We start from the raw sequence: 25,754 nt of genomic DNA, 5'->3' as shown, positions 1-25,754 counted from the left end.
ATGCGCACACTGCGGATCGGACTGGTGGTGGCGGCGGTAGTGGTCGCCGGGTGTGGGCTGGCGCCCAATAACGACGACAGGACACCGCAGAACGACGCGACCGTTTCGTCCGATGTGGTGACGAAGTCGCTGCAGGACGTCGAACGGTTCTGGAAGGCCACCTACCCCAAGGTCGCCGGCGGGCAGGCGTTCCAGACGATCAAGGGCGGCTTCCACCCGTACACCGAGCGGACTCCCCCGCCCGACTGCGGCGGTCAGCCGTTCGAGTACCAGCCCAACGCGTTCTACTGCCCCGACGGCGATTTCATCGCCTGGGACGCCCAGCAGCTCATCCCGCAATTGCAGGACAATTTCGGGCCGTTGCTGGTCGGGGTGGTGATGGCCCACGAGTACGGGCATGCCGTCCAGGCCCGGCTGGGCGGCACCGACCAGCCGACGGTGGTGCTCGAACAGCAGGCCGACTGCTTCGCCGGCGCGTGGCTGGCGGATGTGCAGGCCGGCCGCTCGACCGCGTTCAAGAAGCCGACCGCCGGCCAGGTCGACAACACGGTGGCCGGCATCCTGATGCTGCGCGACCAGCCCGGCACCCCCGCCCTGGCCGAGGGCGCGCACGGCAACGCGTTCGACCGGGTCCGCGCCCTGCAGGAGGGCGTCGAGCAGGGCGCCGGCAAGTGCGCCGGTTACCGCGAGGGCAACCTGCAGGTCACCGAGGTGCCGTTCAGCACCCGCGAGGAGGCGGCCACCGGCGGCGACCTGCCCTACGACGACGCGATCACCCTGCTCGCCAAGGACGCCCAGGACTACTGGGCCCGCACCTTCCCGACCCTGCCCGGCGGCGGCAACTGGCAGCAGTTGCAGGTCGAGGCGTTCGAGAACGGCGCCCCACCGGACTGCGAGAAGCCCGACGAGTCGGCCGAGGGCGCCGCGTTCTACTGTCCGGCCGGCGACTTCGTGGCGTTCGACAACTCCGACCTGGGGCCGAAGCTCTACCAGCGGATCGGCGACTTCGCCGTCGGCATGCTGCTGGGCGACCTGTTCGCCCGCGCCGCCCAGGACCGCCGCGGCGCCTCCACCAGCGACAAGGCCGGCCAGCTGGCCGTCGACTGCCTGGCCGGCTCGTGGACCAACGACCTGCTCACCCGCGACAACCAGGACAACCAGGGCATCCGCCTCTCCCCCGGCGACCTCGACGAGGCGGTGTCGGCCCTGATCGCCTTCGGCCGGGCCGAGGACAACAAGGGCCCGTCGGCCTTCGACCGCATCGCCGCGTACCGCAAGGGCGCCCTCGAAGGCCTGGGCGTCTGCGTCTAGATTTCGCCCGTGCGGGGTTTCGGGATGACGGCCGGGACGGCCGCGTTGGCGCGGCCGTTCAGCGCGGCCGCGACCAGCCCGAGCAGCACGGTCGCGACGATCGCGTCGAGCCAGTAGTGGTTGCCGGTGACCACGACGACGAACAGCGTGATCGCCGGGTGCGCCAGCCACAGCCACCGCCATTTGCTGCGGGTGATGCCCATCAGCGCGATCGCGATGGCGAGGGCCCAGGCGACGTGCAGCGACGGCATGGCCGCGTACTGGTTGGTCAGCGTGTCGGTGGACGGCGACCCGTAGACGGCCGGCCCGAACACCCGCCCGGTGTCGACCATGCCGATAGCGGTGAGCATCCGCGGCGGCGCCAGCGGCATCAGCAGGTGCACGACCAGGGCAGCTGCGGTAAGCCAGGCGAGCAACCGGCGGGTGGACACATACCGGTCCCGGCGCCAGATGTAGAGAAAGATCAGGCAGGCCGCGGTCGCCGGAAAATGCACGTACGCGTAATAGCAGTTCGCCACCTTGATCAGCCATTCCTGGCCGAGAAACAGTTGCTGCAGGGAGAATTCGCTGGGCAGGTACAGCAACCGTTCCAGGTGCCACACATGCTGGGCGTTGCCGAGCGCCTCACCAACGTGCCCGTTGGCCGCGAGACGCCCGAGCTTGTAAGCGAAGAAAAGCACCGCCACCAGCAGAATCTCCCGAGCCGCCCGCTTGGCTTCCGCCCCGCGTCTGGCCGCCTTCCGGGTTTTCTCGCTGGCCGGAGCGTTCTCCTGCAGCAGGCTCATCCGCATCTCCCCCACGGCCACGGCAGGCGTCCTGGTAACCCCTAGCCCACCGCCCCGCGAAGATCCGAGTCGGTGACCGGCCTGCGATCTTCGCAGACGCGCGCCACCCCCCGGTATGACCCCCTTCACCTGCGATCCGCACGTCGTTAACCAGCACCCGGACGAACCACGTCTATCGTCCGAAGCGGTCATAGCGCCCCGGCGAGCGGAGGCTAGGATCGCCCGGTGCCGGAGATAGTCGAGTTGCTGGCCTCACCGATCCACCGCCTGGAAGGCCGCCCATCCGACGGCCCCGCCCCCGCGCCTCTCGGCGAGTTGGTCGAGTCGGTAAAGATCCGGGCAGGCCTCGGCATAGTCGGCGACCGCTACTTCGCCAAACCGGCCCACCGAGACGCCAGCATCACGCTGATAAGCCAGGAGTCCCTGCCACCAGGCATCGGCCTGACCGAGGTGCGCCGCAACATCCTGGTGGCCGGCCTCCCGGTAGACGACCTGGTAGGCCAGATCCTGACCTTGGACTCAGGCGACGGCCCCATCCGCCTACAGGTAAAACGCCGAGCAAACCCCTGCGCGTGGATGGACGTGACGATCGGCCCCGGCGCATGGAAGGCCTTGCGCGGCAAAGGCGGCATCCGCTGCACCCCCTTGGACGACGGCATCCTGCGAGTAGGCCCACTAACCGCAATTAGCTGAGCGCTTTCCCAAAGCGCAGGCCCGCACATTCCAAATAATGGACCGAAGTCCAGAGAATGGACGACAAGGTCCATTCCGCAGGAATTGGCGCCCGGAAAGACCCGCTATTTCCGATTCGCGTTCCGACGCCCCCTCAAGGTTGAGGTGTTCCTGCTCCCAGCGAACGCCAACTCCCCAAGATCGACCCCAGCCGCACCCGACCAGGCGGCGTGCGCTCTGTTGATCTTCGCGAGGGCGAGGCGGGCGCGAGTCGGGCGCAGGCGCGAGGCCAGGCGCGAGGCCAGGCCGGGCACGGGGGCGGGCGCGGCGCGAGGGCAGGCGCGAGCGCGAGGGCGAGGCCGGTGCGAGCGCGAGGGCAGGCGCGGGCGCGATGCCGGGCGCGGGCGCGAGGGCAGGCGCGAGCGCGAGGCCGGGCGCGGGCGCGAGGGCAGGCGCGAGCGCGAGGGCAGGCGCGAGCGCGAGGGCAGGCGCGGGCGCGAGGGCAGGCGCGAGCGCGAGGGCAGGCGCGAGCGCGAGGGCAGGCGCGAGCGTGAGGGCAGGCGTGGGCGTGAGGGCAGGCGTGGGCGCGAGGGCGGGCGGGGGGCGACAGCCGAGAGGCGAAAGCGAAGGCCTCGCGAGCAGTACCCGGACGCGAAGCCCAGCCCACCCCTGGTTTTGGCTTGGGTGATCTCCTCGCGGCGGCACATCGGGCCCAATCGCGCCGGTGGTCGGTGTGCAAGTGGGGTGTGCTTGCGCGCCGGCCGCCGGTGTGATCGCTTGAAGTGCCGCCGCGAGGAGATCACCCAAGCCCCGCAGTAACCCCACCCATCCCCAAAGGCCGAGCAAACCGGCAGGCAGATCTCCGAGCGCCCGGCCGGGGTCCGGGGCAGCGCCCCGCAAGCTCTAACCGCGAGCACCGGAGGGGGTAACAGGACCCTCACCAGGAAGAAGCGACCGCGATCAGCCCGGCCAGCCCACCAGCGAGAACGTCCAGCCCAGCGTGAAATGCCCCGCCCGGCTCAGCCATATACCAGTCCCGGCGGATCTCGATCATCAGCGACCAAACCCGGTCGTCCACTTGCCAGCGGTCGCTCGGGACGTAGCAACCCGCGAACGGGGTGTTGCAGGCGAACTCGCCGAACGCCGATACGGCGGCGGCGATCAGCGCGGGCGGCGTGTGGAAGTCGTCGGTGCCGAGGCAAACCGGTGGGCGAGGGTCGTCGCCGTGCAACTCGTATGGCAGCGCCCTCGTCGGGTAGGAGTGCACGTCAAGGATCACGGCGCGGCCGGTCGTCGCGATCCGCTCGGCCACCAGGTCGGCCAGGCCCCTCGCGTAAGGGTGATAGTGCGCCTGGAGCGCGGCTTCCGCCCGTACCGGATCATCGTCGCGCAGCTTTCGCCCCGCAAAGCCGTGCGTATAAACGGCCCCCATGCCCACCGCCAGCATTTCCTCGGCCGGCCCGAGGAACCGCTCGGGATCAACCACCAACCGCGACCACCGATTGGCAAAGATCCACGGCCGCACCGCAACAGCCGAAGCCGCCCGCGAAGCAAGCACATCGGTGTGCGCGTCAGTGAGGTGATCCAACTCCGACGTCAGCTCACTGTCGGTTATCAGCAGGCTGTCACGCGCAACCCCGGTGAGCGCCCGGGAAGCGTGCGGAACATGCAGGATCACCGGCGACAACGGATCCCCGGGCTGGAGGTCGAAAACCATTCGAGGAGGGTACGTCTGACCGCTCAGCGGATCCGACCGGCTGCCGAAGAGGTCGAAGCGCGGGGGCTGACGGCGACAGCGGGAAGCCGACAGCAAGGCATGAAGAGGACACGATCATGACAGTGAGCGCCGCTGCGCCGACGCTGCGATGGACGCTGACCCGGAAGCTCGCGGCGCTGCTCGCGGGGGTCGGCATCGGCCTGGTCGTCATTGCCGGGAGTTCACCACCACGATCGCGTCGACGGTGGAGGAGCAGACGGCGACCACCGGCGAGATGAGCCGGACGGTCTCCGAGGCGGCCGGGCACAGCGGCGACGTGGCCCGGGCGGTGTCGGTGGTCGCGGCCTCGACCGCGCAGGCGGCGCAGACCACCCAGCACGCCGCCGGCGAGCTACGTCAGCTCGCCGGCGACATGAGTGCCCTGGTGGGCGGGTTCAGGCACTGAGGCCTTAAACGGCGGCCAGCGCCGAGCAGCAGGTGTTCACGATCAGGCGGGTGACCACGTACGGGTCGCAGTTGGCGTTCGGCCGGCGGTCCTCGAGGTAACCGCGGCCGTCCTTCTCCACCTGCCACGGGATGCGCACCGAGGCGCCCCGGTCGGAGACGCCGTAGCTGTACTTGCTCCACGGCGCGGTCTCGTGCATGCCGGTGAGCCGGTGCTCGATGTCGGCGCCGTAACCGGCGACGTGCTCCTCGACCTTGCCCTCGCCGCCCAGCGACTCGGCGGCGGTGATGATCGCGTCGTAGCTCTTGCGCATCGCGTTGGTGGAGAAGTTGGTGTGCGCGCCGGCACCGTTCCAGTCGCCCTTGACCGGCTTCGGGTCGAGGGTGGCGGACACGTTGTAGTCCTCGGCGATGCGGTAGAGCAGCCACCGGGCGATCCACAGCTCGTCGGCCACCTGCGGGGCGGCGACCGGGCCGACCTGGAACTCCCACTGGCCGGGCATGACCTCGGCGTTGATGCCGGACAGGTGCAGGCCGGCCTCGAGGCACAGGTCCATGTGCGCCTCGACGATGGCGCGGCCGAAGACCTCGTCCGAGCCGACGCCGCAGTAGTAGCCACCCTGCGGGGCCGGGAAGCCGCCGCCGATCGGGAAGCCGAGCGGGCGGCCGTCCTTGAAGAACGTGTACTCCTGCTCGATGCCGAAGATCGGTTCCTGGTCGGCGAACTTCTCCGCGACGGCGGCGCAGGCGGCCCGGGTGTTGGTCGGGTGCGGGGTGCCGTCGATCAGCAGGACCTCGCACATGACCAGGACGTTCTTGCCGCCGCGGATCGGGTCCGGACAGGTGAAGACCGGCTTGAGCACACAGTCCGACTTGTCGCCGGGCGCCTGGTTGGTGCTGGACCCGTCGAAGCCCCAGATCGGCAGCTCGGCACCGTCCTCCACGACCTTGGTCTTGGAGCGCAGCTTGGCGGTGGGCTGGGTGCCATCGACCCAGATGTATTCGGCCTTGAACGGCATGCGTCCGACCTCCTGATCGCGGTGTGCGGAAGTTGCCGGACGGCGCTGGCACGGCGGCGCCTAGGTTAGCGACTCGCCGATCAAGGGCGGAAACCGTGCACGCCCTTTTAACCGCCCCGAAACACCCGTCAGGGATGAGGCCGCCCCGGGAGATCGGCGCTGATGATTCCCGGCATAACCCGCTGAGGGAGGGAGTCCAGCGTGAGCACGAAGGATGTGCCCGCACAACGGTCACCGGCCGGGGCCCGGCCACGACCGATCCACTACATCTCCTGGATCGCGCTGGCGCTGATGACCACCAGTTCGGTGGCGAGCCTGCGCGCCGCACCGACCATGGCCGTCTACGGCTTGGCCTGCATCTTCCTGTACATCGTGCCGGCTATCGTCTTCCTGCTGCCGACCTCGCTGGTCTCGGCCGAGCTGGCGTCCGGCTGGACCGGTGGCGTCTACAACTGGGTCAGCCAGGGACTGTCGAAGCCGATGGGCTTCCTCGCGGTCTGGTGCCAGTTCGCGATGACGATCTTCTATTACCCGAGCCTGCTCGGCTTCGTGGCCAGCACCCTGGCCTACGTCATCAACCCGGACCTGGCCACCAGCGGGCTCTGGACCGCTCTGGTGATCATGGTCTGCTACTGGACCGGGGTCTGGGTGTCGTCCCGCGGAACCGGGTCGGTGGCCGGGCTGGCCAGCGGCGGCCTGATCATCGGGACGCTGATCCCCGGCGTCGTGCTGGTGACGCTGGGCGCGGTCTTCCTCGGTCAGGGCAACGAGTCGGCGGCCCCGATGACGGCGAGCAACCTGCTACCGGCCTGGGCCGGGCTGTCCAGCCTGGTGCTGATCGTCAACAACTTCCTGTCGTACTCCGGCATGGAGATGAACGCCGTACACGTGGGGTCGCTGAAGGAACCCGGCAAGGAGTTCCCGAAGGCGATGTTCCTGTCCATGGGCCTGGTGTTGTTGATCTTCATCCTGCCGGCGCTGGCGATCAGCTGGGTGGTCCCGGCCGATCAGCTGTCGCTGACCGCGGGCGTGATGCAGGCGTTCGACGCCATGTTCGCCCAGTTCGGGTCCACCTGGCTGACGCCGATCGTCGGCATCATGCTGGTTGCGGCGTCGCTGGGCGGCATGCTCACCTGGCTGGCCGGCCCGTCCAAGGGCCTGCTGCTGATCGCCCGCCAGGAGGGCTACCTGCCGCCGTTCCTGCAGCGGCTGAACAAGCACGGCGTGCAGCAGAACATCCTGGTCACCCAGGGTCTGGTGACGACCGTGATCGCGCTGGGCTACGCGTTCATCCCGGACGTGTCCAGCGTGTACTGGATCTTCTCGGTGATCACCACGCAGGTGTATCTGATCGTGTACCTGCTGATGTTCGTGGCGGCCGTGCGGCTGCGCCGCACCCAGCCGGACCACCCGCGTGGCTACCGGGCGCCGATGCTCGTCGGGCTGTGTGGGGTCGGCTTCGCCGCCTCCCTCGCCGCCCTGCTGATCGGCTTCGTCCCGCCGTCGCAGTTCGGCTCCGGCAGTGTCGGGACGTACGTGGCGATCGTCGCGGGCGGCGCGCTCGGGCTCGGCCTGCTCGTGCCGTACCTCTTCTATCGCTTCCGCAAGCCGTCCTGGCGGACCGAGGCCCCGGCCGAGGAGGTGGCGGTGTCATGACCGCGGCGAGCGAACGACGCGTCACCTACGTGGTGCTGGGCCTGATCTTCCTGCTGCTGGTCGGCGTCGGGGTGGCCATTTACCACACCAACAAGGAGAACGACGAGGCCCGGAGGAAGGCGGCGGAGCTCTCGGCCGAGCTGGCCTCGGCCGGGGTACGGGTACCGACCACCAGCCAGATCGTCTCGGTGCTCGGCGATGACGGCGGCGCGGTCTGTCACGACCCCGGCAACGCCCTCGCCAAGGGCATCCTCTACGGACAGCTGACCAACGGGGCGACCGGGCCGGGCCAGCGGCCGGTCATCGCCGACAACAAGGTGGTACACGGCCAGCTGCTGATCATCAAGGTGTACTGCCCGGAGAAGCTGGCCGAGTTCCAGCAGGTCGTCGACGGCCTGAAGCTGGCCGACGTGGCCTGATCAGCCTGGCAGTGCCGAGCCCGGTGGGTCGTTCCCGACCCGCCGGGCTCATCGGTATCGGGACCAGCGCGGACCGACCCGGAGCCACTCCGCCTGCCACGCCCGCAGACGGAAACGGTTCAGCAGGAGGCGGCAGGGTAGCCAGACGAGCAGGATCCCCACCGCGACCAGGATGATCGCGGCGATCGCCACCCCCGCCGCCGAGGTCACCGGGCTGCGGCGCAGCGGTGGACTGGCCGGCGCGCCGTTCTCGTCGACCCAGACGGTCACCCAGGTGCCCGCCACGGACGTCGCCGGGTCGGCGATCACCCGGCCCACCCGCGGCGTGCCGTCCGGGGCCTTCCATCGGGCCTTCGCCGCCGGAGTCGGCGTCTCGAGCAGCATCGCCCACACCTCGAAGCGGTGCTGCCGCTCCCACGCGACCACCCGCGTCTGTTCCCGGTAGGTAGACCGGGAGAGGTGGGCGGCCAGGGTGGAGCCGATCAGGAGGAACGCGAGAAGCAGCACCGCGTTGAGCCACCCCTCGAGCCGATCCTCGCGGCGGCGCAACGGATTCCGGCCCCAGCACAGGCGTGCAGCCAAACGTCGCATGCCATCGAGAGTCATCGGCCGGGCGACCGGTGACGTCATCACGGCGGAGTGAAGTTCGCCGGTCACCCCGGCCGGATGAGGTGATCAAATCCCCTCCGGCGGGACGGTTCACCGGTGGCCCGCCGGGCCCGGAGGGAGTGGATTCGCATGTCCATCGGACCCGTCCAGCTCATCGTGCTGGGCTTCACCCACCCGGACTTCCACGGCGAGGTCATCGCCGAACTGGAGCGGCTGCGCGCGAGCGACGCGGTCCGGGTGATCGACGCGCTCGCCGTCTACAAGGACCCGGACGGCGAGGTCGAGGTCGAGCACCTCAGCAATTTGACCACCGAGGAGGCGGTGGAGCTGGGCAGCAAGGTCGGCGCGCTGATCGGCCTCGGCATCGACGGCGAGGACGGTGCGCAGCTGGGTGCCGCGCTGGGCTCGGTGGCCGCCGCCGACGGCATCCGGCTCTTCGACGACGGCCAGGCCTGGGACGTGCTGAGCGAGATTCCCGACGACAGCGCCGCGGCCCTGCTGCTCATCGAGCACCACTGGGCGGTGCCGCTGCGCGACGCCATCGCCCGGGCCGGCGGCTACCGGCTCACCGACGGCTTCATCAGCCCACTCGACCTGGTCGGCATCGGCCTGGTCTCGGCGGAGGAGGCGGCCGAGCTCGACGAGTTCGAGCGCGCCTCCTCGGCTGCGCCGTGAATCAGCTGACCCGGCTGCGCGACGTCCTGGTGGGTGCCGCGGTGCAGGCCGGCGAGGCCACCGAGCTGACCCTGGCCGCGGTGCAGTTCAGCGCCGTGCACATCGTGGTCACCACCACCGCGTCCACCCGGCAGCGCCTCGCCGACCTCGCCGGCCGGGGCGCCGCCGAGCAGGCCCGGGCGCGGCAGCGGGCGGCCCGGGCCCTGGACACCGCGGTGACCGCGCTGGCCACCTCGGCCATCGTGGATCGGATGGTCGACGCCCAGCTGGAACGGGTACTGCGGCCACTGGTCCAGGGCATCCTCGACGACGTCCTGGCGATGCTGGAACAGGAGCCGGACCGGATCCAGGCACTCGTCCGCGGCCAGCGGGACACCATGGTCGACGAATTGATCGGCCGGATCCGCAGCGGAGCCTCGGCCGGCGATGCCGCGGTCGACCGGATCACCGCCCGAGTGCTGCACCGCGATTCGCTCTGACCGCCCACAAGAATCGAAAATTGTCAACGCAGACTGGAAACTTGGCTTCGCGTAATGAGAGGGTGACTCAGCGCTTAATCCGTTTCGGACGATGCGAAACGCTGTTCCGGCGGACCACGATGATCCAGTCGTTCCACGCCCGTGCCTGCGGAGGGAGCATTGTGACAGCTGAGCTCGTCGTCCCGGCACAGATCTCCGCCCCGGTCAGAGCCCTTGCTACCGGCGGCGATCCGTTGCTGCAGTCGAAATTCGCCATGCCGGAGCCGCCCAGTTTCCTGGTCGCCCGGCCCCGCCTGACCGAACGACTGGCCCGCGGTGTCCGCGAGCCGGTCACCCTGGTGGTCGGCCCGGCCGGAGCGGGCAAGACTCAGCTTGTCTCCGCCTGGGCCGCCCAGGGTTCCCCCGGCTACCCGATCGCCTGGATCACTCTCGAGGCGGAGGACTCGCCGTGGGCGTACATCCTGGAGGCGCTACGCCGCGCCGGGGTGCCCATCGCTTCGTCGCTGTCGGCACCGCCCGGCGTCTCCGCCGAGCGGTCCTTCCTGGTCCGCCTGGCCACCGCGCTCGCCGACCAGCCCACGCCGGTGGTGCTGGTGCTCGACGGGGTGTCCAACCTGGCCGGGCACGAGTGGGCCACCGACCTGGAGTTCGTGCTGCGACATACCGGCCGGATGCTGCGCCTGGTGCTGATCGGCCGGTGGGACCCGCCGCTGCCGCTGCATCGCTACCGGCTGGCCGGTCGTCTCGAGGAGATCCGCAGTGAGGATCTCGCCTTCACCGCCGACGAGGCCGCCGAGTTCCTGGCCCTGCACCGGCTGCCGCTGAGCCGGGACGCGACCGCGTCCCTGCTGCAACACACCGAGGGCTGGGCCGCCGGGCTGCGGCTGTTCGCCATGGCCCTGGCCGACAGCGGGGACGCCGAGAGCCTGGTCGCCACGATCACCGGGAACGAGGCCACCATCGCCGAGTACTTCGTGGACGAGGTGCTGCGCATCCAGCCCGCGCACGTGCGCACCTTCCTGCTGGAGACCAGCATCCTCGACGTGTTCACCCCGGAGCTGGCCGGGGCCGTGACCGGCCGCACCGATGCCCGCTGGCTGCTCACCGCGCTGTGCCGGCAGAACGCGTTCGTGCAGCCGGCCGGCGACGGGCTCACCGCGTACCGGTGTCACCGCCTGTTCGCCGAGCTGCTGCAGGCCCAGCTCAGCCGGGAGGAACCGGAACGCATCCCGGAGTTGCACCGGCGCGCGTCCACCTGGTTCGCGAGTGCCGGGCAGGTGACCGAGGCCGTCGCGCACGCGGTCGCGGCCGGCGACTGGAGTATGGCCGCGGCCGTAGTGGTCGAGGACTTCGCGATCGGACGGCTGCTTCTGGAGGGCCGGACCGGCCGGATCGGCGAGCACCTGTCGGCCCTGCCGGCCGGTATCGACAGCCCCGAGGGCGCGGTTGCGGCGGCCGCACTGGCCCTGTCGGTCCGGGACACCGTCACCTCGGCGGCGCACCTGGACCGGGCCGAGGAGATGATGATGAGCCGGACCAGCGGGTACACCCCGGCACTGGCGGTCGCTCACCTGGTCACCGGCGTGGTGCTGGCCCGGCTGCGGGACGACACCACCGCGGTGCTGCACACCGCCTCCGCCGCCGAGGACCTGCTCGCGCAGATGCCGGCCGGCCGCGCCGACCGGCACCGCGAGCTGCGGGTGCTGGTCCTCGGCGCCAAGGGCGACGCGCAGAGCCGGATCGGGGCGGTCGACGCGGCCGCGGTGACCCTCACCGAGACGGCCAACGCGGCCGACGGAACCTTCGAGAACGTCCGGATCGGAGCGCTCGCCCACCTGGCCCTGATCGAGGCCCATCGGGGCCGGCTGCGGCATGCCGAGAAACTCGCCGACCAGGCCACCGAGCTCGCCGACCGGCTCGGGCTGGGCCCGGCGAGCCGGCCGGTCGGGGCCGAGTTGGCACTCGCCTGGGTCGCGATGGAGCGATACGACATCGACACCGCCGGCCGGCACCTGCGGGTCGCCGACCCCCGCCGGATCCGCCCGGCGGACGGAATGATCCACGCGGCGTTCGCCCTGATCCGCTCCCGCCGCCTGCAGGCGCGCGGCGAACTGCGCAGCGCGCTCACCGCACTCGGCGACACGGTGTCGGTACCGGGCTGGCTGGCCGCGCCGTCCTGGCTCACCCGGCAGCTGACGCTCACCCGGGCCCGGTTGCTGGTCACCATGGGCCAGCCGGAGGAGGCGCTGGAGATCCTCGCCGACCTGGCCGATCCCGGCGCCGACGACGCGGCGGTGGTGACCGCGTCGGCGCTCGCCGCGAACAGCGACGCCGCTCAGGCGCGGGAGATCGTGGAGCCGCTGGCCGGTGCGACAGGGGTGGCCGCACCGGTGAGCCTGGAGGCCTGGTTGGTGCTGGCCACGGCCGCCGCCCGGCAGGGTGAGCTCGACGACGCCCGGGCCGCGCTGCGGCAGGCGCTGCGGGCGGCCACGCCGGAGTCCCAGCGCCGGGTGGTTCAGCAGGTGTGGGCCGACCTGCGCCGGGTGCTGCGCGACGACGACGAGCTCGCCGCGCAGTACCGCCAGCTGCAGGGCATCGCGACCGCCGCCCGGCCGGGTCCGGCCGCGAGCGGAGCGATGGTGGTGTACGAGCAGCTCAGCAAGCGCGAGATGGAGGTACTGGAGGGAATGGCGGCGATGCTGCCGACCGAGGAGATCGCCGCCACCCTGTATGTCTCGGTCAACACGGTCAAGACGCACGTGCGCAGCATCCTGCGGAAGCTGTCCGCGGCGCGGCGCAACGAGGCGGTGCGGCGGGCCCGCGCGCTCGGCCTCATCTGAGACGCCATGCGCTGGCTGCTCGCGTCCTGGCTCGGCCGAAGTCTGCTGCGGTGCCTCGCCGCCGCGCTGCGGGTGCAGATCTTCGACCGGGCCATGACGCTGGCGGCGCAGGCGTTCACCTCGATCTTCCCGCTGCTGATCATGATCGGCTCGATCGCCGGGGCCAAATACGGCGGTGAGCTGGCGGATGCGCTCGACCTGCCGGACTCCTCCCGGCGGCTGCTCACCGAGGCGATCGACGATCAGGGGATCAGCCCGTTCGGGGTGGTCGGCGCGTTGATCGTGGTGGTCTCGGCGACCGGGCTGGCCCGGGCCATGGTGCGCACCTACGCGGCGGTGTGGGACGTGGGCAAGGTGCGCTCCGGGGTGGGTGCGGCGATCCGCTGGGTGGTCACCGTGCTCATGCTCAGCGCGTTCGCGATCCTGAGCAAGCTCGCCGGGCACGTCCCGTTGCCGCAGGTGGCGCTGCTGGCCGCGGACACCGCGATCGCGGTGGCCCTGCCGATGATGCTGCTGGGCGGGGCGGTGCCGGCCCGCCGGCTGATCCCCGGTGGCCTGATCTTCGGGGTGGTCATGCTGTTCCTGCGGCCGGCCGGGCACCTCTACCTGCCGATCGCGCTGCGCACCAGCGACCAGCGGTACGGCACGATCGGGCTCGCCTTCACCTACATCGGCTGGTTGTACGTCATCTCGTTCTGCCTGGTCGCCTCGGCCGTGATCGGTCAGGTGCTGGCGGCCGACCCGGGCGCGGCCGGGCGGGCGATCCGCGGCGAGACCCGGCTGTCAATGGCGGTACGCGGCCGTCAGTTCCCCGCCGTGCACCGCCACCGCGTACACCGAGACCAGGCTGAAGCCGATCGCGACGACCGACCAGACCGGGTAGACCGAGGCGAACGCGAAGTTGATCAGCAAGGCCACGAGGGCCAGCGCGATCGCGGCGAACCGGGCCCAGACCCGGCCCAGGATCAGGGCACCGGCGACCACCATGAGCACGATCCCGAGCACCAGGTGGACCCAGCCCAGCGTGGACAGGCCGACATCCAGCAGCAGGTCTGAACGGGTGCCCTCGAGTGCCTCGGGGCGCCACAGCGCGAGCGTGCCGACCGTGACGTGCGCCCCGCCGAGCAGCAGCAACACCACGCCACCGAACAGGATCCAGGCCACCCAGGCGCTCGCCTCGTTCTTCTCCGAAACCATGGTCCCAGCCTCGCCCGGCGCGGCCCGCAAGCGTTCATCCCACTCGGATGAGGTAGCCGATCGACCCGCGCGCCGATGCTCGAACCCATGACCTCCCCGTACCGACCCGCGGTCAATCCACCGCGTCCTGTGCTGAACGCCGGCCGGCTCTGGGCCGGCGGCGCCGCCACCGCCGTGGTGGCCGGCCTGATCGCCATCGCCGGTGTCCTGTTCGGGCGCGGCATCTTCGACGTCGAGGTCCTCGCCCCCAAGGGCGAGGGCGTGTGGGGCGACGCCTCCACCGGCTGGTACGCGCTGGGCGCCGGCGCCGCCGCCCTGCTCGCCACCGGGCTCGTCCAGCTGCTCATCCTCACCACTCCCCGGCCGATGCGCTTCTTCGGCTGGGTGATCGCGCTGGCCACCGCGGTGGCCATGCTCGCGCCGTTCGTCACCGACGGCGACCGCGGCTCGCGGTTCTACACCGCCGGGCTCAACCTGGTGCTCGGCGTGGCCATCGGCACCCTGGTCGCCGGCGTCGCGAAGAGCGCCCTGCGCCCGGCCATCCCGGCCCCGGCGCCGTACCGGTGATGGCCCAGCACGCCGCGCGGCCCGGCGAAACCACCGGCCTCACCCGCTGGGTCGGATGGATCCTCTTCGTCGGCCTCGTGATGATCATCAGTGGGCTGCTGAGCCTGATCCAGGGTCTGGTGGCGCTGTTCGACGACGACTTCTACCTGGTCACAGCGTCGGGGTTGCCGCTGCCGGTGGACTACAGCTACTGGGGCTGGATCCTGGTCGGGTTCGGCGCCATGCTGATCGGCGGCGGGTACGCCCTGATGTTCGGCCACACCTGGGCCCGGCTGGTCGCCCTGGTCGTCACCGGCCTGCACGCCTTCATCAACCTCACCTTCCTGGCCGCGTACCCGATCTGGTCGGTCCTGGCGATCACGCTCGACCTGATCGCCATCTACGCCATCGCCGTGCACGGCGCCGAGGGCAAACTGCTGCGTCATCGCCAGGAGTGACCGATGTCCGTGCGGATCCGGCTGACCCACGACACCGCCGAGGGCACCGCGGCCGGCATCTACGGGCTCATCGTGACCTCGTCGGTGCTGGTCACGGCGCACGCCCGGACCGCCGCCGCGCTGGACGTGATCGTGCTGATCACGCTGGCCATCTACTGGGTGGCCGAGCGGTACGCGCGGATCGTCGCCGAGCGGATCCACGAGGGACACCGGCCACGCTGGCGTACGGTCCGCCGGCAGCTCACCAGCGGCTGGGAGATCATGAGCGCCTCGGTGCTGCCGCTCGTCGTCCTGCTGCTGGCCCGGGGTGCCGGCGCCAGCCTGGCCGGTGCCGTGCTGGCCGGGCTGGTCTGCAGCACCGTGCTGCTCTGCCTGGCCGGCTGGCGGATGGGTGCGCGGCTGCGGCCGGCCGAGCGGGCGGTGTCCACCCTGGTCGCCGGCACGTTCGGCATCGCCATGATCGTGCTGAAAATCCTCCTCCACTGATGAGGTGCCGCACCGCCCCGCCGGGCCAACATCGGCCGAGGTCAAGGAGGTGCGGACATGTTCGGATCCCGCCGGGTTGCCCGGCGCACCGGGCGCAGAACGGCTCGCCGGGTCTCCCGGCGCCGCCGCTGACGGTGCCGACGGGGTACGGCCGGGACGTGCGACCCGGCCGTACCCCTTTCCTGTTTTCATGTGACGAAGGAGCAGCCGATGGCAACCGTGACCGAGCCCTTCCACGTCCTCACCGTCGCCGAGGCCCTGCAGGTCGAAGAGGTCGACCAGCAGTCCGGCCTGAGCAACGCGGAAGCCGCCCGGCGGCGCGAGCGCTACGGGCCGAACAAATTCGCCGAGGGCCACCAGGAACCCTGGTGGCGCAAATTCCTGCGGCAGTACGCCGACCCGATGCAGATCGTGCTGCTGGCGGCCGGCATCGGCAGCATGGTGCCGCTCAAACAGTGGGGCACCGGCATCCTGCTGATCGCCCTGACCCTGCTGAACGCGGTGCTCGGCCTGCATCAGGAGGGCAAGGCTGCGGCCGCCATCGGCGCCCTGCAGAAGATGATGATCGTCAAGGCGAAGGTACGCCGGGACGGCACCCTGGTCGAACTGCCCGCCGAGGAGCTCGTGCCCGGGGACGTCGTGCAGCTCGAGGCCGGCGACCTGGTGCCGGCCGACGGACGGCTGCTGCGGGCCGCCACCCTGGAGATCGACGAGTCGGCGCTGACCGGCGAGAGCCTGCCGGTCAGCAAGAACGTCGAACCGGTCGGCGCCGTCGAGACCGACCTGGGCGACCGGGCCGATATGGCCTACATGAACACCAACGTCACCCGGGGTGCCGGCGAGCTTCTGGTCACCGCCACTGGCATGGACACCGAGGTCGGCCACATCTCCGGCATGCTGCAGACCGAGAAGGAGGCCGAGACGCCGCTGACCCGGCAGCTCGGCAAGCTCACCAACCAGATCCTGGTGATCTCCGGTCTTGCCCTGCTCGCCTCGGTGCTCCTCAACCTGGCCCGGGGCAACGAGTTCAACGTGGTCTTCACGGCGGCCATCGCGTTCGCCGTCTCGGCCATCCCCACCGGGCTGCCGGCCGTGGTCACCACCATCCTGTCGCTGGGCACCACCACCCTCGCGAAGGCCAACGCGATCGTCAAGCGGCTGCGCTCGACCGAGACGCTCGGCTCCACCTCGGCCATCAACTCCGACAAGACCGGCACCCTGACGCTGAATCAGATGACCGCCACCGAGATGACCATCCCGGGCCGGCGGTACGTGATCTCCGGCAGCGGCTACTCGACCGAGGGCACGATCAAGCGAGTGGCCGGGCAACCGGACGTGCCGCTCGACGACTTCCTGCTGCCGATGGCCCTGGCCTCGGACGCCGTGGTGCGTGACGGCACGATGATCGGCGACCCGACCGAGGGCGCGCTGGTCGTGCTGGCCGAGAAGGGTGGCATCGACGTGGTCGCCACCCGGGAGCACTACCCGCGGGTGGCGGAGCTGCCGTTCGACGCCGCCTACAAGATGATGGCCACCTTCCACGAGATGGACGGCGTGATCCGGGCGTACGTGAAAGGCGCACCCGACCAGCTCCTCGCGCTCAGCACCGTCACCGCCGAGGTGCACGAGCGGTACCTCGCGGAGAACCAGCGGCTCGGCGAGCAGGGCCTGCGGGTGATGGCGACCGGCCGCAAGGATTTCGACCCGGCCACCTTCGACGCCGGCGGTGACCTGCTCGCCGCCCTGGACGGGCTGACCGTGCTCGCCCTGGTCGGCATCGTCGACCCGGCCCGCCCGCAGGCGAAGGCCGCGATCGCCGAGGCGCACGCGGCCGGCATCCAGATCCGCATGATCACCGGGGACCACGCGGTCACCGCGGCCGCGATCGCCGGTCAGCTCGGGATCCGCGGCCGGGCCATCACCGGCGCCGACTTCGCGACGATGACCGACGAGCAGGCCGACGAGCAGATCGACGGCATCGGCGTGATCGCCCGGGTCACGCCCGAACACAAGGTCCGCCTGGTCGAGGTACTCAAACGCAAGGACCACATCGTCGCGATGACCGGCGACGGGGTCAACGACGCTCCCGCGCTGAAGAAGGCCGACATCGGCATCGCGATGGGGATCACCGGCACCGAGGTGAGCAAGGAAGCCGCTGCGATGATCCTCACCGACGACGACTTCGCCACCATCGTCAAGGCCGTCCGGCTGGGCCGGGAGCTCTACGACAACCTGAAGAAGTACATCTTCTTCCAGATGGGCACGCTTGTCGGCATGGTCGTCGCGTTCCTGGCGGCGAGCATCTTCAACATCGCGGCCGGGGTGCCGTTCGTGCCGCTGCAGACGCTGTGGCTCAACTTCACCACCCAGGTGTTCCAGTCGGTCGGCCTCGGTTATGCCAAGGGCGACCCGGACATCATGCAGCGCAGGCCGCGCCGCTCCGACGAGCCGCTGCTCAGCCGGGCCGCGCTCGGCTGGCTCGGCGTCGTCGGCCTGGTCATGGGCATCGCCACGCTGCTGGTGATCTGGTGGGCCGACCGGGAGTGGGGCCTCGACGCGGCCCGCACGATGGGCGTCACCGCGTTCGCGTTCATGAACCTGTTCTTCTCGTTCAGCGTCCGTAGCGACACCCGCTCGGTGTTCAGCCTCGAGACGTTCAGCGACCGCCGGTTCGTCATCACCAGCGCGATGTCGCTGGCGGCCATCTTCCTGGCCACCCAGCTCGACCTGCTCCAGCGGCTGCTCAACACGACCGGTCTCAACGCCGGGCAGTGGCTGATCTGCATCGGCTCGGCGCTGTCGGTCGTGGTGCTCACCGAGATCCGCAAGATCTTCCTGCGCCGGCGCCCGCCGCTCGCGGCCGAAGCAGTGCTGGCCGCCGCAGCAGCATGAGCGGAGTTCCGGCCGGGGCGGTGAGCCGCACGATTGCCTACGTGGTTGACGCCCTCGTCGTGTCGATCGCGGCGGCCGCGGTAGTGACCGGCCTCGGCATGGTGGCGTCGGTGGTCGGCAATGATGCTCGTGACCTGGCCCGGGCGGTGACCGCGGCGTATTTCGTGGTCCTGCCCGGGCTGTTCACTCTCTACTGCGCGATCTTCTGGGCGCTGGCCGGCCGCACACCCGGGATGGCGGTGGCCGGACTGCGGGTCGTGGGCACCGGCCGGCGACGGCTGCACTGGTTGTCCGCGCTGGTGCGGGCGGTGTTGCTGGCCTATTTCCCGATCGGCGCCCTCTGGTTGATCGTGGACCGCCGGCACCAGGCCATCCACGACAAGCTCGCGCGAACCCTCGTCGTCCGGGCCGCAGGACAGCCGGGCCCGCCGGGCCCGCCCGGCGGGGGCGCGCGGAGGGTGAGTCGCGCCCAGCGGAACTGAGTGCCACGGGACTTGTCGCACCGCGTACGGACGAAAAAGCAGCCTCGCCGAAAGCGGCGAGGCTGCCTGGCGCGACGCGGGTTATGTCCCGGATGGGGTGATGATCGTGCCGGCCTTGCCGGTCAGGATGTCGGCGGCGTCGTCGAGGGCGCCGATCGCGGCGATGTTGCCGGTCATCTCGACGAAGCGGCAGACCGCCTCGACCTTCGGGCCCATCGAGCCGGCCGCGAAGCGTTCCCGGCGCAACGCGGCCGGCGTGGTCCGGGAGATCGGCTCCGGGTCCGGGCCGCCGAAGTCCCGCACCACCGCCGGCACGTCGGTGAGCAGCAGCAGCGCGTCGGCGTCGAGGGCCTCAGCGAGGACCGCGGTGGCCAGGTCCTTGTCGACCACCGCCTCCACGCCGGACAGCCGGCCGTCCTCGCCGCGGACCACCGGCACTCCCCCGCCGCCGGCGCAGACCACCACCGCGCCGGTGTAGAGCAGCGAGCGCAGGATGCGGGTTTCGACGATCCGCTGGGGTTGCGGCGACGGGACGACCCGGCGCCAGTATTCGCCGTCCGGGGCGATGTGCCAGCCACGGTCGATGGCCAGCTGATGGGCGGTCGGGCCGTCGTAGACCGGGCCGACGAACTTCTCCGGCGACTGGAAGGCCGGGTCGTCGGCGGCGACCAGGGTCTGGTCGAGCACGGCGACGACCTGGCGGCCGGGCAGCGCGTTCTGCAGCGCCTGCAGCAGCCAGTAACCGATCATGCCCTGGGTCTGGGCGCCGAGGACGTCGAGCGGGTACGGCACCTCGAGGGCCGGGTCGGCCGCACTCTCCAGGGCCAGCATGCCCACTTGTGGGCCGTTGCCGTGGGTCACCACGAGCTCGTGGTCGGCGGCCAGCGGGGCCAGGGCGCGGACCGCCCGGAGCGCGTTGGTCCGCTGGACCTCCGCGTCCGGGCGCTGTCCCCGCTGCAGCAGCGCGTTGCCGCCGATGGCGATGACGATCCGCATGCTCAGCCTCCGAGGGTGGCGACCATGATCGCCTTGATCGTGTGCATCCGGTTCTCGGCCTGGTCGAACACGATGGAGTACGGCGATTCGAACACCTCGTCGGTGATCTCGAGGGCGTCCAGGCCGGTGTGCTCGAAGATCTCCTCGCCGACCTTGGTGCGGCGGTCGTGGAAGGCCGGCAGGCAGTGCATGACCTTGACGGCCGGGTTGCCGGTGGCGCGGACCGTCTCCATGTTGATCTGGTAGGGCTTGAGCAGCGCGATCCGCGCGTCCCACTGGTCCTTGGGCTCGCCCATGGACAGCCACACGTCGGTGTACAGGAAGTCGACGTCGTGCACGCCCTGGGCGACGTCGTCGGTGTGCCGGATCCGGGCGCCGGTGGTCTCGGCGATCTGCCGGGCCTTCTTGATCACGTCGTCGTGGTTCCAGCGGCCCTCGGGCGCCACCATCCGCACGTCCATGCCCATCATTGCGCCGGCGATCAGCAGGGAGTTGCCCATGTTGTTGCGGGCGTCGCCGAGGAACGCGAAGCCGATCTCGTTGTCGTGCTTGACCGTGTGCTCGCGCATGGTGAGCAGGTCGCACAGCGTCTGGGTGGGGTGCCACTCGTCGGACAGGCCGTTCCACACCGGCACGCCCGAGTAACGCGCCAGGGTCTCGATGTTCTCCTGGGCGAAACCGCGGTACTCCAGGCCGTCGTAGAACCGGCCGAGCACCCGGGCGGTGTCCTCGACCGACTCCTTGTGACCGAGCTGGGTGCTGCCCGGGTCGAGGAAGGTGACGTGCGCGCCCTGGTCGTGGGCGGCGACCTCGAACGCGCACCGGGTGCGGGTCGAGGTCTTCTCGAAGATCAGGGCGATGTTCTTCCCGGACAGCCGGGGCACCTCGGTTCCGGCGTACTTGGCGGTCTTCAGCTCCGCGGCGAGCCGCAGCAGGAAGCGCCACTCGGCCGTGGTGAAGTCGAGCTCCTTGAGGAAGCTGCGGTTGCGCAGGTTGAACGACATGGGGAGGCCTCCTAGACGGCGTCGCGCTCGATCGGGCAGGTCATGCAGCGGGGGCCGCCACGGCCGCGGCCCAGCTCGCTGCCGGCGATGGTGATCACTTCGATGCCGTGCTTGCGGAGGTAGGTGTTGGTGGTGACGTTGCGCTCGTAGCCGACGATCACCCCGGGCTCGACGGCCAGGAAGTTGTTGCCGTCGTCCCACTGCTCGCGCTGCGCGGCCCGCACGTCCTCGTCGGCCGCGAGCACCCGGTAGCGGTCGAGCCCGATCGCGTCGGCGATGGCCGGGAACAGGTCGTGGTTGGCGACGACGTCGAGGCCGCCGGCCGCGGCCGGCGTCACGGTCCAGGACCGCAGCGGGCCGGACAGGTACGGGTACCGCACGAACGTGTCCCGGTCGATCATGGTCATCACCGTGTCGAGGTGCATCATCGCGTGCGAGTGCGGCAGCTCCACCGCGATGACCAGCCGGGCCGCCTTCGCGGCGAACAGCCGCAGCGCGAGGTTCTCCACGCCCATCGCGGTGGACCGCTCGCCCAGCCCGATCATCACGACGCCGGCGCCGAGCACGTGGATGTCGCCGCCCTCCAGGGTGGCGGCCCGGTGTGCGTCGTCGCCGTACCAGATCTGGAAGTCGGCCTCGGCGAACAGCGGATGGAACCGGTAGATCGCGGTGGAGTGCACGGATTCGCGCAGCCGGGCCGGCATGGCCATCGGGTTGATGCTGACGCCGCCGTAGATCCAGGCCGAGTTGTCCCGCTGGAACAGGTGGTTGGGCAGCGGGGTGAGGACGAACTCGTCGGCGTTCATCAATTCCCAGCGCAGGCTGTTGACGGTGAAGCCGGCCAGTTCGCTCTTGAGCACCCCGCCGATGAGCAGTTCGGCGAGCCGGGCGCTCTCCGCTTGATCGGCGAGCCGGCGCAGCGGGTCGGCCAGGTTGGGCCCGGCGGTGTCGTCGTTGATGATCCGTTCCAGGACCCAGTCGCGGGCCTTCGGATCGTCGAGCACGTCGGCCAGCAGTTCGGCGAAGTAGTGCACGGTGATCCCGCGTTCGCGCAGCACCGAGGCGAACGCGTCGTGCTCCTCGCGGGCGCGTTTGGCCCACAGGATGTCGTCGAAGAGCAGCGAGTTGATGTTGTCGGGGGTGAGCCGGCTCAGCTCGATGCCGGGCCGGTGCAGGATGACCTGGCGCAGCCGCCCGGTCTCGGAGTCCACGTGGAAGCTCATCGCGGTTTTACATCTCCTTGTTTCATGGACAGGTAGACCGGGATTCCCAGAAGCAACGCGGTGCCGGCCATCAGGAACGGCCCCCAGACCACGTACCAGGCGTCCTGGCCGGTGTTCCGCGAGTACCAGACGAAGAGGATCGAGAAGAACAGGGCGAGTACGGCGATCAGCGCATCGCGCGTGAACCAGGCGCGCCGCCACTTGATCTGGGCCAGGGCCGAGAATCCGTACGGGATGGCGGCGGTTATCCCGGTCATCAGCACGAGCGTGTTGAAGACCGTGGCGCCGCTGCTGCCCGAGTAACTGACCGCCATCGCGATGCTGGCCAGCACCGTCGACGCGATGATGCCGATGGCCGGTACCCCGCGCTGGGAGAGCCGGCCGAACGCCCGTGGGAACAGCCCGTCCTTGGCGGCGGCCAGCGGCATCTCGGCGCAGATCATGGTCCAGCCGTTGAGGGCACCGAAGCCGGAGATGATGACCGCCGCGGCGACCAGGTCGCCGGCCCAGTGCCCGCCGCCGGCCATCACGTTGGCGGCGACCGAGTAGGACGCCTTGTTCTCGTCGAGGGCGAGTTGCCCGGTCGGCACCGTGCCGAAGATCGCCACCATCGAGAGCAGGTAGACGATCGCGCTGGCCAGGGTGCCGTAGACGGTGGCCCGGGGCACGTTGCGTTCCGGGTCGCGCACCTTGGCCGCGGCCACCGCCGCGGTCTCCACGCCGAGGTAGCTGAACAGGCAGATGGCCATGGCGCTGCCGATGGCGGCGACGTTGGTCTGCCCGCTGACGTTCCACGGGGTGAAGTTGCCGGAGCTGATGAACAGCAGCCCGACCGTCGACATGATGGCGAGCGGGATGAACTTGATGATCGTCGTCCACAGCTGGACGGCGCCCATGCTCTTGGTGCCGACCAGGTTGACCAGGGCCGGGATCCAGAGGCCGACCAGCGCGATCACGATCGACCAGCCGGTGATCCCACCCTTGTTGACGAAGTGCTCGACGTAGAACACCCAGCCGGTGACGATGGCGGCGTTGCCGGCCCACGCGGTGATCCAGTAGGACCAGGCGTTGATGAAGCCGGCGCCGTTGCCGAACGCGGCGCGGGCGTACGCGTACGGGCCGCCGTCGGCGGGCATCCGGCGGGACAGCGCGGCAAACATGATCGCCAGGGCGAGAGCGCCCACCGTGGTGAGCGCCATCGAGAAGATGCTGATCGGGCCGATCGCGGCCAGCGAGTACGGCAGGTTGAAGATGCCGACCCCGATGATGCTGCCCAGGATCAGGGCGGTGGCCTGCGGCAGGCCCAGCGAGCGGGGGGCCGCCGCGGTCTTCGGGGTGGACTCCAGATCGGTCATGACGCTCCCTTCGCCGGCTCAGCCTGCGGCTGCGGCGGTTCGGGGCCCATCACCCCGCGCGGATGAACGAGCCACTGGCGCAGCTGGGCGTGGACCGCGTCGGCGCTGTCCAGCTCGATCTCCACCGGCCAGGCCCGCGGATGGACCAGCACCGGCCGGTCCTGCTCACCGCCCAGGCCGCCGTGGCAGCCGACCAGCTCCTCGAACGCGGCCACCTCGCCGGTGTCCGGGTCGAGCAGGCTGTTGACGAGGATGTCGGGCGCGTGGTCGAGCCGGTCGTGGCGGCGCAGATCGCTCGCGGCCCGGTCGCCGAACCCCTGCAGCGGGTCGGTGCCCTCGACCCGGTCGTCGTCGAGGAACCGGCGCCCGCCGCGGCCGAGCACGACCGGACCGTCGGCCTTGGATCGGACCAGGATCCAGCCGATGCCGGGGTGGGCGACGAGCCGGTCGATCAGGCCCGGGTCGTTCTCCTCGACCTCCTCGAGGGTCTGCCGCCCCGGCCGCCGGGCCAGGTAGATCAGGCCGAGGTTGCCCCCGGCGAGGACGACGTACTCGCCGCCGGTGGTCTCGACCGAGCCTCGCACCAGATCCGCCAGGCCGATGCCGTACCGCTGGCGGAACGTGGCGCCCTGGCTCTGGCCGTGATCGGAGAGCACCACGAAGTGGTACGGGCGCGGGCCGGCCGCCGCCACCTCCTCCAGATTGGCGAGAACGCCGTCGATGCCCTCCAGCGCGGCCAGCGACTCGGGCCGGGCCGGGCCGGCGTGGTGCGCGATCTCGTCGTAGTCGACGAAGTCGCAGTAGATGATCGGCGCCCCGCGCATCAGGTGCTCGGCCATGATCGTCAGGTTGAGGTGACGCAGCACCACGTTGGTGACGCCGCGCAGCACCACGTAGGAGGGCGCCCGCCGGATGCGCGGCTCGATCCGGCGCAACCGCTGCCGCCGCGCCTGGAAGAGCTCCTTGACGACCTCCCCGACGGTGATGACGAGCGAGCGGGTCAGGCCGAACGGGTCGAGCAGGTACGTGCTGACGTACCGGGCCGGCCCGCGACCGGCCCGGGCGGTGCTCATCGTGAGCAGGCTGGTCGGCGCGTCCCCGGAGAAGACGTTGCTGACGCTGACCCCGCCGTCGGCGAGCAGCCCCTTGCCGTCGGAGAACCGGGCCTCGACCTCGGCGGCGTCGGCCGGATGGTTCGTCACGATCAGGCGGCCGGCCGGTTTCTCGTACCACCGGAAAGCCGGCACCTGGTCGCTCGCGCCGTGCAGGAGCCCGGCCTGGCTGGCCGGCGTGGTGGCCGGCAGCTGCGCGTGCCACTCGACCAGCGAGTGGCTCCCCGACCGCAGCCACCGGCCCAGCGTGGGCAGGTTGCCGGCCGCGACCGCCCACCTGGCCAGGGGTGCGGAGAGCCCGTCGATCTGCACGATGACCACGCCCGGCACGTCGGACCGCGGCACCTGCCGGCGGAACCGGCGGTTGGCCCAGAGCAGGTGCCGGGTCACCGCCTCGGTCCGGCCGGCGGTGATCAGCCACAGCGCCGCGCTCATCAGCCCGGAGTAGATCCAGGACGCCCAGAACGCGGTCCAGAACCCGTCGACGTGGATCCCCGGAGTCGTCGCGAGCGCCGCGTAGACCAGCGCGGCCTGCGCCAGCAGCCAGCCGCCGAGGACGCCGGCCCAGCCGATCCGGGCCATCAGGGCGGCCACGGCCGGCCGCACCACCAGGCCGAACAGGCTCAGAAGGAGCGCGGCGGCCAGGACCGCCCAGCCGTTGTCGGCGGACAGCCCGGGCAGCAGGGCGACGGTCAGGGCGAGCGCCGCCCAGCCGAGCGGCAGCAGTTTCACCTCAGGCCGGGTGCCGGCGCAGGATGAGGGCGAGTACGACCTCGGAGGCGCCCACCACCAGGCTGCTGACCCCGGCCAGGATCACCAGGGTGGCCAGCGACAGTCCGGGCGTGAAGATGAACACGCAGCCGGCCAGCAGGGCCAGCACCCCGAGCAGGATCAGGGCGATCCGCTCACCGCCGTCGCGCTGGACCCCGATGAGCACCGCGCTCAGTCCGGTAAGGATCCAGGTGATCGCGAAGAGCAGGGCCAGCAGCACCAGCCGGGTGACCACGTTGCGCAGGCAGATGATCCCGGCGACCAGCACGATGATGCCGACCACGCCGGAGAGCACCCGGCCGACGACGCTGACGCCGGTGCCGGGCAGGAACGCCCCGATGATCCGGGCGATGCCGGCCACGAAGAGCCACAGGCCGGCCAGCGCGGCCATGATCCGCAGGCTGATGTCCGGCCAGACCAGCACCGCGATGCCGAACGCGACCCCGAGAAGGCCGGTGATCAGCACGGTCCACCAGGGGAACGGCTGGCTACGTGTCTCGCTGACGGCGGTGTTCCAGAGGCTGGGTGCGGAGGTGTCGGCCATCGGCCTCCCCTTTCCCGTACGAGGTGAGCCTCAGCAAACGCCGCACCACCGCCCCCGGTCCT

Annotated in this window: 24 protein-coding genes and 1 pseudogene; 14 read left to right on the top strand and 11 right to left on the bottom strand. The window is 70.6% G+C overall.

The annotated features are described in order from the left end of the window. Window positions 1-1,311 (top strand): neutral zinc metallopeptidase, encoded by a 1,311-nt coding sequence (locus Ate02nite_RS23250; protein ID WP_203808987.1) that lies wholly within the window; start codon window positions 1-3, stop codon window positions 1,309-1,311. Here Ate02nite_RS23250 and Ate02nite_RS23245 read toward each other — a convergent pair. Then, window positions 1,308-2,096 carry a phosphatase PAP2 family protein gene (locus tag Ate02nite_RS23245; RefSeq protein WP_203808984.1) on the bottom strand — a complete coding sequence of 263 codons (789 nt, stop codon included), beginning with the start codon at window positions 2,094-2,096 and terminating at the stop codon, window positions 1,308-1,310. The genes Ate02nite_RS23250 and Ate02nite_RS23245 overlap by 4 nt on opposite strands. 225 nt (window positions 2,097-2,321) lie before the next feature. On the opposite strand from Ate02nite_RS23245, the gene Ate02nite_RS23240 reads away from it, so the two are divergent. Then, window positions 2,322-2,789, top strand: a complete 468-nt coding sequence (locus tag Ate02nite_RS23240; protein ID WP_203808982.1) for a molybdenum cofactor biosysynthesis protein — start codon at window positions 2,322-2,324, stop codon at window positions 2,787-2,789. A gap of 916 nt (window positions 2,790-3,705) precedes the next feature. Here Ate02nite_RS23240 and Ate02nite_RS23235 read toward each other — a convergent pair. Beyond that, window positions 3,706-4,485: an N-formylglutamate amidohydrolase gene (locus Ate02nite_RS23235; protein WP_203808980.1), complete on the bottom strand. Its 780-nt coding sequence runs from the start codon at window positions 4,483-4,485 to the stop codon at window positions 3,706-3,708. Between the two features lie 244 nt (window positions 4,486-4,729). Here Ate02nite_RS23235 and Ate02nite_RS23230 point away from each other — a divergent pair, with 244 nt between their 5' ends. Beyond that, window positions 4,730-4,930: a hypothetical protein gene (locus Ate02nite_RS23230; protein ID WP_203808978.1), complete on the top strand. Its 201-nt coding sequence runs from the start codon at window positions 4,730-4,732 to the stop codon at window positions 4,928-4,930. Between the two features lie 4 nt (window positions 4,931-4,934). On the opposite strand, the gene glnII is transcribed toward Ate02nite_RS23230, so the two are convergent. Next, complete coding sequence (gene glnII / locus Ate02nite_RS23225) at window positions 4,935-5,948, bottom strand: glutamine synthetase (protein WP_203808976.1); 1,014 nt, start codon at window positions 5,946-5,948, stop codon at window positions 4,935-4,937. 201 nt (window positions 5,949-6,149) lie between these two features. On the opposite strand from glnII, the gene gadC reads away from it, so the two are divergent. Both gadC and Ate02nite_RS23215 read left to right on the top strand, forming a co-directional pair. Continuing rightward, a complete protein-coding gene (gadC, locus tag Ate02nite_RS23220) occupies window positions 6,150-7,604 on the top strand; it encodes a glutamate/gamma-aminobutyrate antiporter GadC (RefSeq protein ID WP_239147620.1) in 1,455 nt (484 codons plus the stop codon). Further along, window positions 7,601-8,023, top strand: a complete 423-nt coding sequence (locus Ate02nite_RS23215; protein WP_203808974.1) for a hypothetical protein — start codon at window positions 7,601-7,603, stop codon at window positions 8,021-8,023. Before gadC ends, Ate02nite_RS23215 begins: the two co-directional genes overlap by 4 nt. A 48-nt stretch (window positions 8,024-8,071) precedes the next feature. On the opposite strand, the gene Ate02nite_RS23210 is transcribed toward Ate02nite_RS23215, so the two are convergent. Next, window positions 8,072-8,614, bottom strand: coding sequence for an Rv1733c family protein (locus tag Ate02nite_RS23210; protein WP_203808972.1), 543 nt, complete (start codon window positions 8,612-8,614; stop codon window positions 8,072-8,074). Between the two features lie 147 nt (window positions 8,615-8,761). Between Ate02nite_RS23210 and Ate02nite_RS23205 the strand changes: the two genes are divergently transcribed. The 4 genes and pseudogenes from Ate02nite_RS23205 to Ate02nite_RS23190 form a co-directional block, all read left to right on the top strand. Next, on the top strand, window positions 8,762-9,307 hold the full coding sequence (locus Ate02nite_RS23205; protein WP_203808970.1) for a hypothetical protein: 546 nt from the start codon (window positions 8,762-8,764) through the stop codon (window positions 9,305-9,307). Next, complete coding sequence (locus tag Ate02nite_RS23200) at window positions 9,304-9,786, top strand: hypothetical protein (protein WP_203808968.1); 483 nt, start codon at window positions 9,304-9,306, stop codon at window positions 9,784-9,786. The genes Ate02nite_RS23205 and Ate02nite_RS23200 overlap by 4 nt, the downstream gene beginning before the upstream one ends. Window positions 9,787-9,947: 161 nt before the next feature. Further along, window positions 9,948-12,626 (top strand): winged helix-turn-helix domain-containing protein, encoded by a 2,679-nt coding sequence (locus Ate02nite_RS23195; RefSeq protein WP_239147619.1) that lies wholly within the window; start codon window positions 9,948-9,950, stop codon window positions 12,624-12,626. Between the two features lie 6 nt (window positions 12,627-12,632). Next, window positions 12,633-13,352: pseudogene (locus Ate02nite_RS23190) on the top strand (YhjD/YihY/BrkB family envelope integrity protein); the annotation flags it as partial. Between the two features lie 57 nt (window positions 13,353-13,409). Here the strand turns inward: Ate02nite_RS23190 and Ate02nite_RS50010 are convergent. Beyond that, window positions 13,410-13,823, bottom strand: a complete 414-nt coding sequence (locus Ate02nite_RS50010) for a DUF7144 family membrane protein (RefSeq protein WP_438871241.1) — start codon at window positions 13,821-13,823, stop codon at window positions 13,410-13,412. An 87-nt stretch (window positions 13,824-13,910) separates the two neighbouring features. Here Ate02nite_RS50010 and Ate02nite_RS23185 point away from each other — a divergent pair, with 87 nt between their 5' ends. The 5 genes from Ate02nite_RS23185 to Ate02nite_RS23165 all read left to right on the top strand — a co-directional run bounded on the left by Ate02nite_RS23185 (window position 13,911) and on the right by Ate02nite_RS23165 (window position 18,687). Continuing rightward, on the top strand, window positions 13,911-14,390 hold the full coding sequence (locus Ate02nite_RS23185) for a DUF6069 family protein (RefSeq protein ID WP_203808963.1): 480 nt from the start codon (window positions 13,911-13,913) through the stop codon (window positions 14,388-14,390). Then, complete coding sequence (locus tag Ate02nite_RS23180) at window positions 14,390-14,827, top strand: DUF7144 family membrane protein (RefSeq protein ID WP_203808961.1); 438 nt, start codon at window positions 14,390-14,392, stop codon at window positions 14,825-14,827. Before Ate02nite_RS23185 ends, Ate02nite_RS23180 begins: the two co-directional genes overlap by 1 nt. 3 nt (window positions 14,828-14,830) lie before the next feature. Beyond that, window positions 14,831-15,313 (top strand): hypothetical protein, encoded by a 483-nt coding sequence (locus tag Ate02nite_RS23175; protein WP_203808959.1) that lies wholly within the window; start codon window positions 14,831-14,833, stop codon window positions 15,311-15,313. 210 nt (window positions 15,314-15,523) lie between these two features. After that, window positions 15,524-18,205, top strand: a complete 2,682-nt coding sequence (locus Ate02nite_RS23170) for a cation-translocating P-type ATPase (RefSeq protein ID WP_203808957.1) — start codon at window positions 15,524-15,526, stop codon at window positions 18,203-18,205. Continuing rightward, a complete protein-coding gene (locus Ate02nite_RS23165; RefSeq protein WP_203808955.1) occupies window positions 18,202-18,687 on the top strand; it encodes an RDD family protein in 486 nt (161 codons plus the stop codon). Before Ate02nite_RS23170 ends, Ate02nite_RS23165 begins: the two co-directional genes overlap by 4 nt. A gap of 81 nt (window positions 18,688-18,768) precedes the next feature. Here Ate02nite_RS23165 and Ate02nite_RS23160 read toward each other — a convergent pair whose 3' ends face one another. The 6 genes from Ate02nite_RS23160 to Ate02nite_RS23135 are packed head-to-tail and all read right to left on the bottom strand — an operon-like array spanning window position 18,769 to window position 25,692. After that, the gene (locus tag Ate02nite_RS23160; protein WP_203808953.1) at window positions 18,769-19,683 is read right to left on the bottom strand and encodes a carbamate kinase; all 915 of its coding nucleotides are present in this window, start codon (window positions 19,681-19,683) and stop codon (window positions 18,769-18,771) included. Window positions 19,684-19,685: 2 nt separating this feature from the next. Then, window positions 19,686-20,687 (bottom strand): ornithine carbamoyltransferase, encoded by a 1,002-nt coding sequence (gene argF, locus Ate02nite_RS23155; protein WP_203808951.1) that lies wholly within the window; start codon window positions 20,685-20,687, stop codon window positions 19,686-19,688. An 11-nt stretch (window positions 20,688-20,698) separates the two neighbouring features. After that, window positions 20,699-21,910, bottom strand: coding sequence for an arginine deiminase (locus tag Ate02nite_RS23150; protein ID WP_203808949.1), 1,212 nt, complete (start codon window positions 21,908-21,910; stop codon window positions 20,699-20,701). Beyond that, window positions 21,907-23,265, bottom strand: coding sequence for an amino acid permease (locus Ate02nite_RS23145; RefSeq protein WP_203808947.1), 1,359 nt, complete (start codon window positions 23,263-23,265; stop codon window positions 21,907-21,909). Before Ate02nite_RS23145 ends, Ate02nite_RS23150 begins: the two co-directional genes overlap by 4 nt. Further along, window positions 23,262-25,109, bottom strand: coding sequence for a phage holin family protein (locus Ate02nite_RS23140; RefSeq protein WP_203808945.1), 1,848 nt, complete (start codon window positions 25,107-25,109; stop codon window positions 23,262-23,264). The genes Ate02nite_RS23145 and Ate02nite_RS23140 overlap by 4 nt, the downstream gene beginning before the upstream one ends. Window position 25,110: 1 nt before the next feature. Next, window positions 25,111-25,692, bottom strand: coding sequence for an HdeD family acid-resistance protein (locus Ate02nite_RS23135; protein WP_203808943.1), 582 nt, complete (start codon window positions 25,690-25,692; stop codon window positions 25,111-25,113). Window positions 25,693-25,754 lie beyond the last annotated feature (62 nt).

It is taken from the genome of Paractinoplanes tereljensis, from assembly GCF_016862435.1.
Taxonomy (GTDB): domain Bacteria; phylum Actinomycetota; class Actinomycetes; order Mycobacteriales; family Micromonosporaceae; genus Actinoplanes; species Actinoplanes tereljensis.
This window is presented reverse-complemented; position numbering and strand designations above follow the sequence as displayed.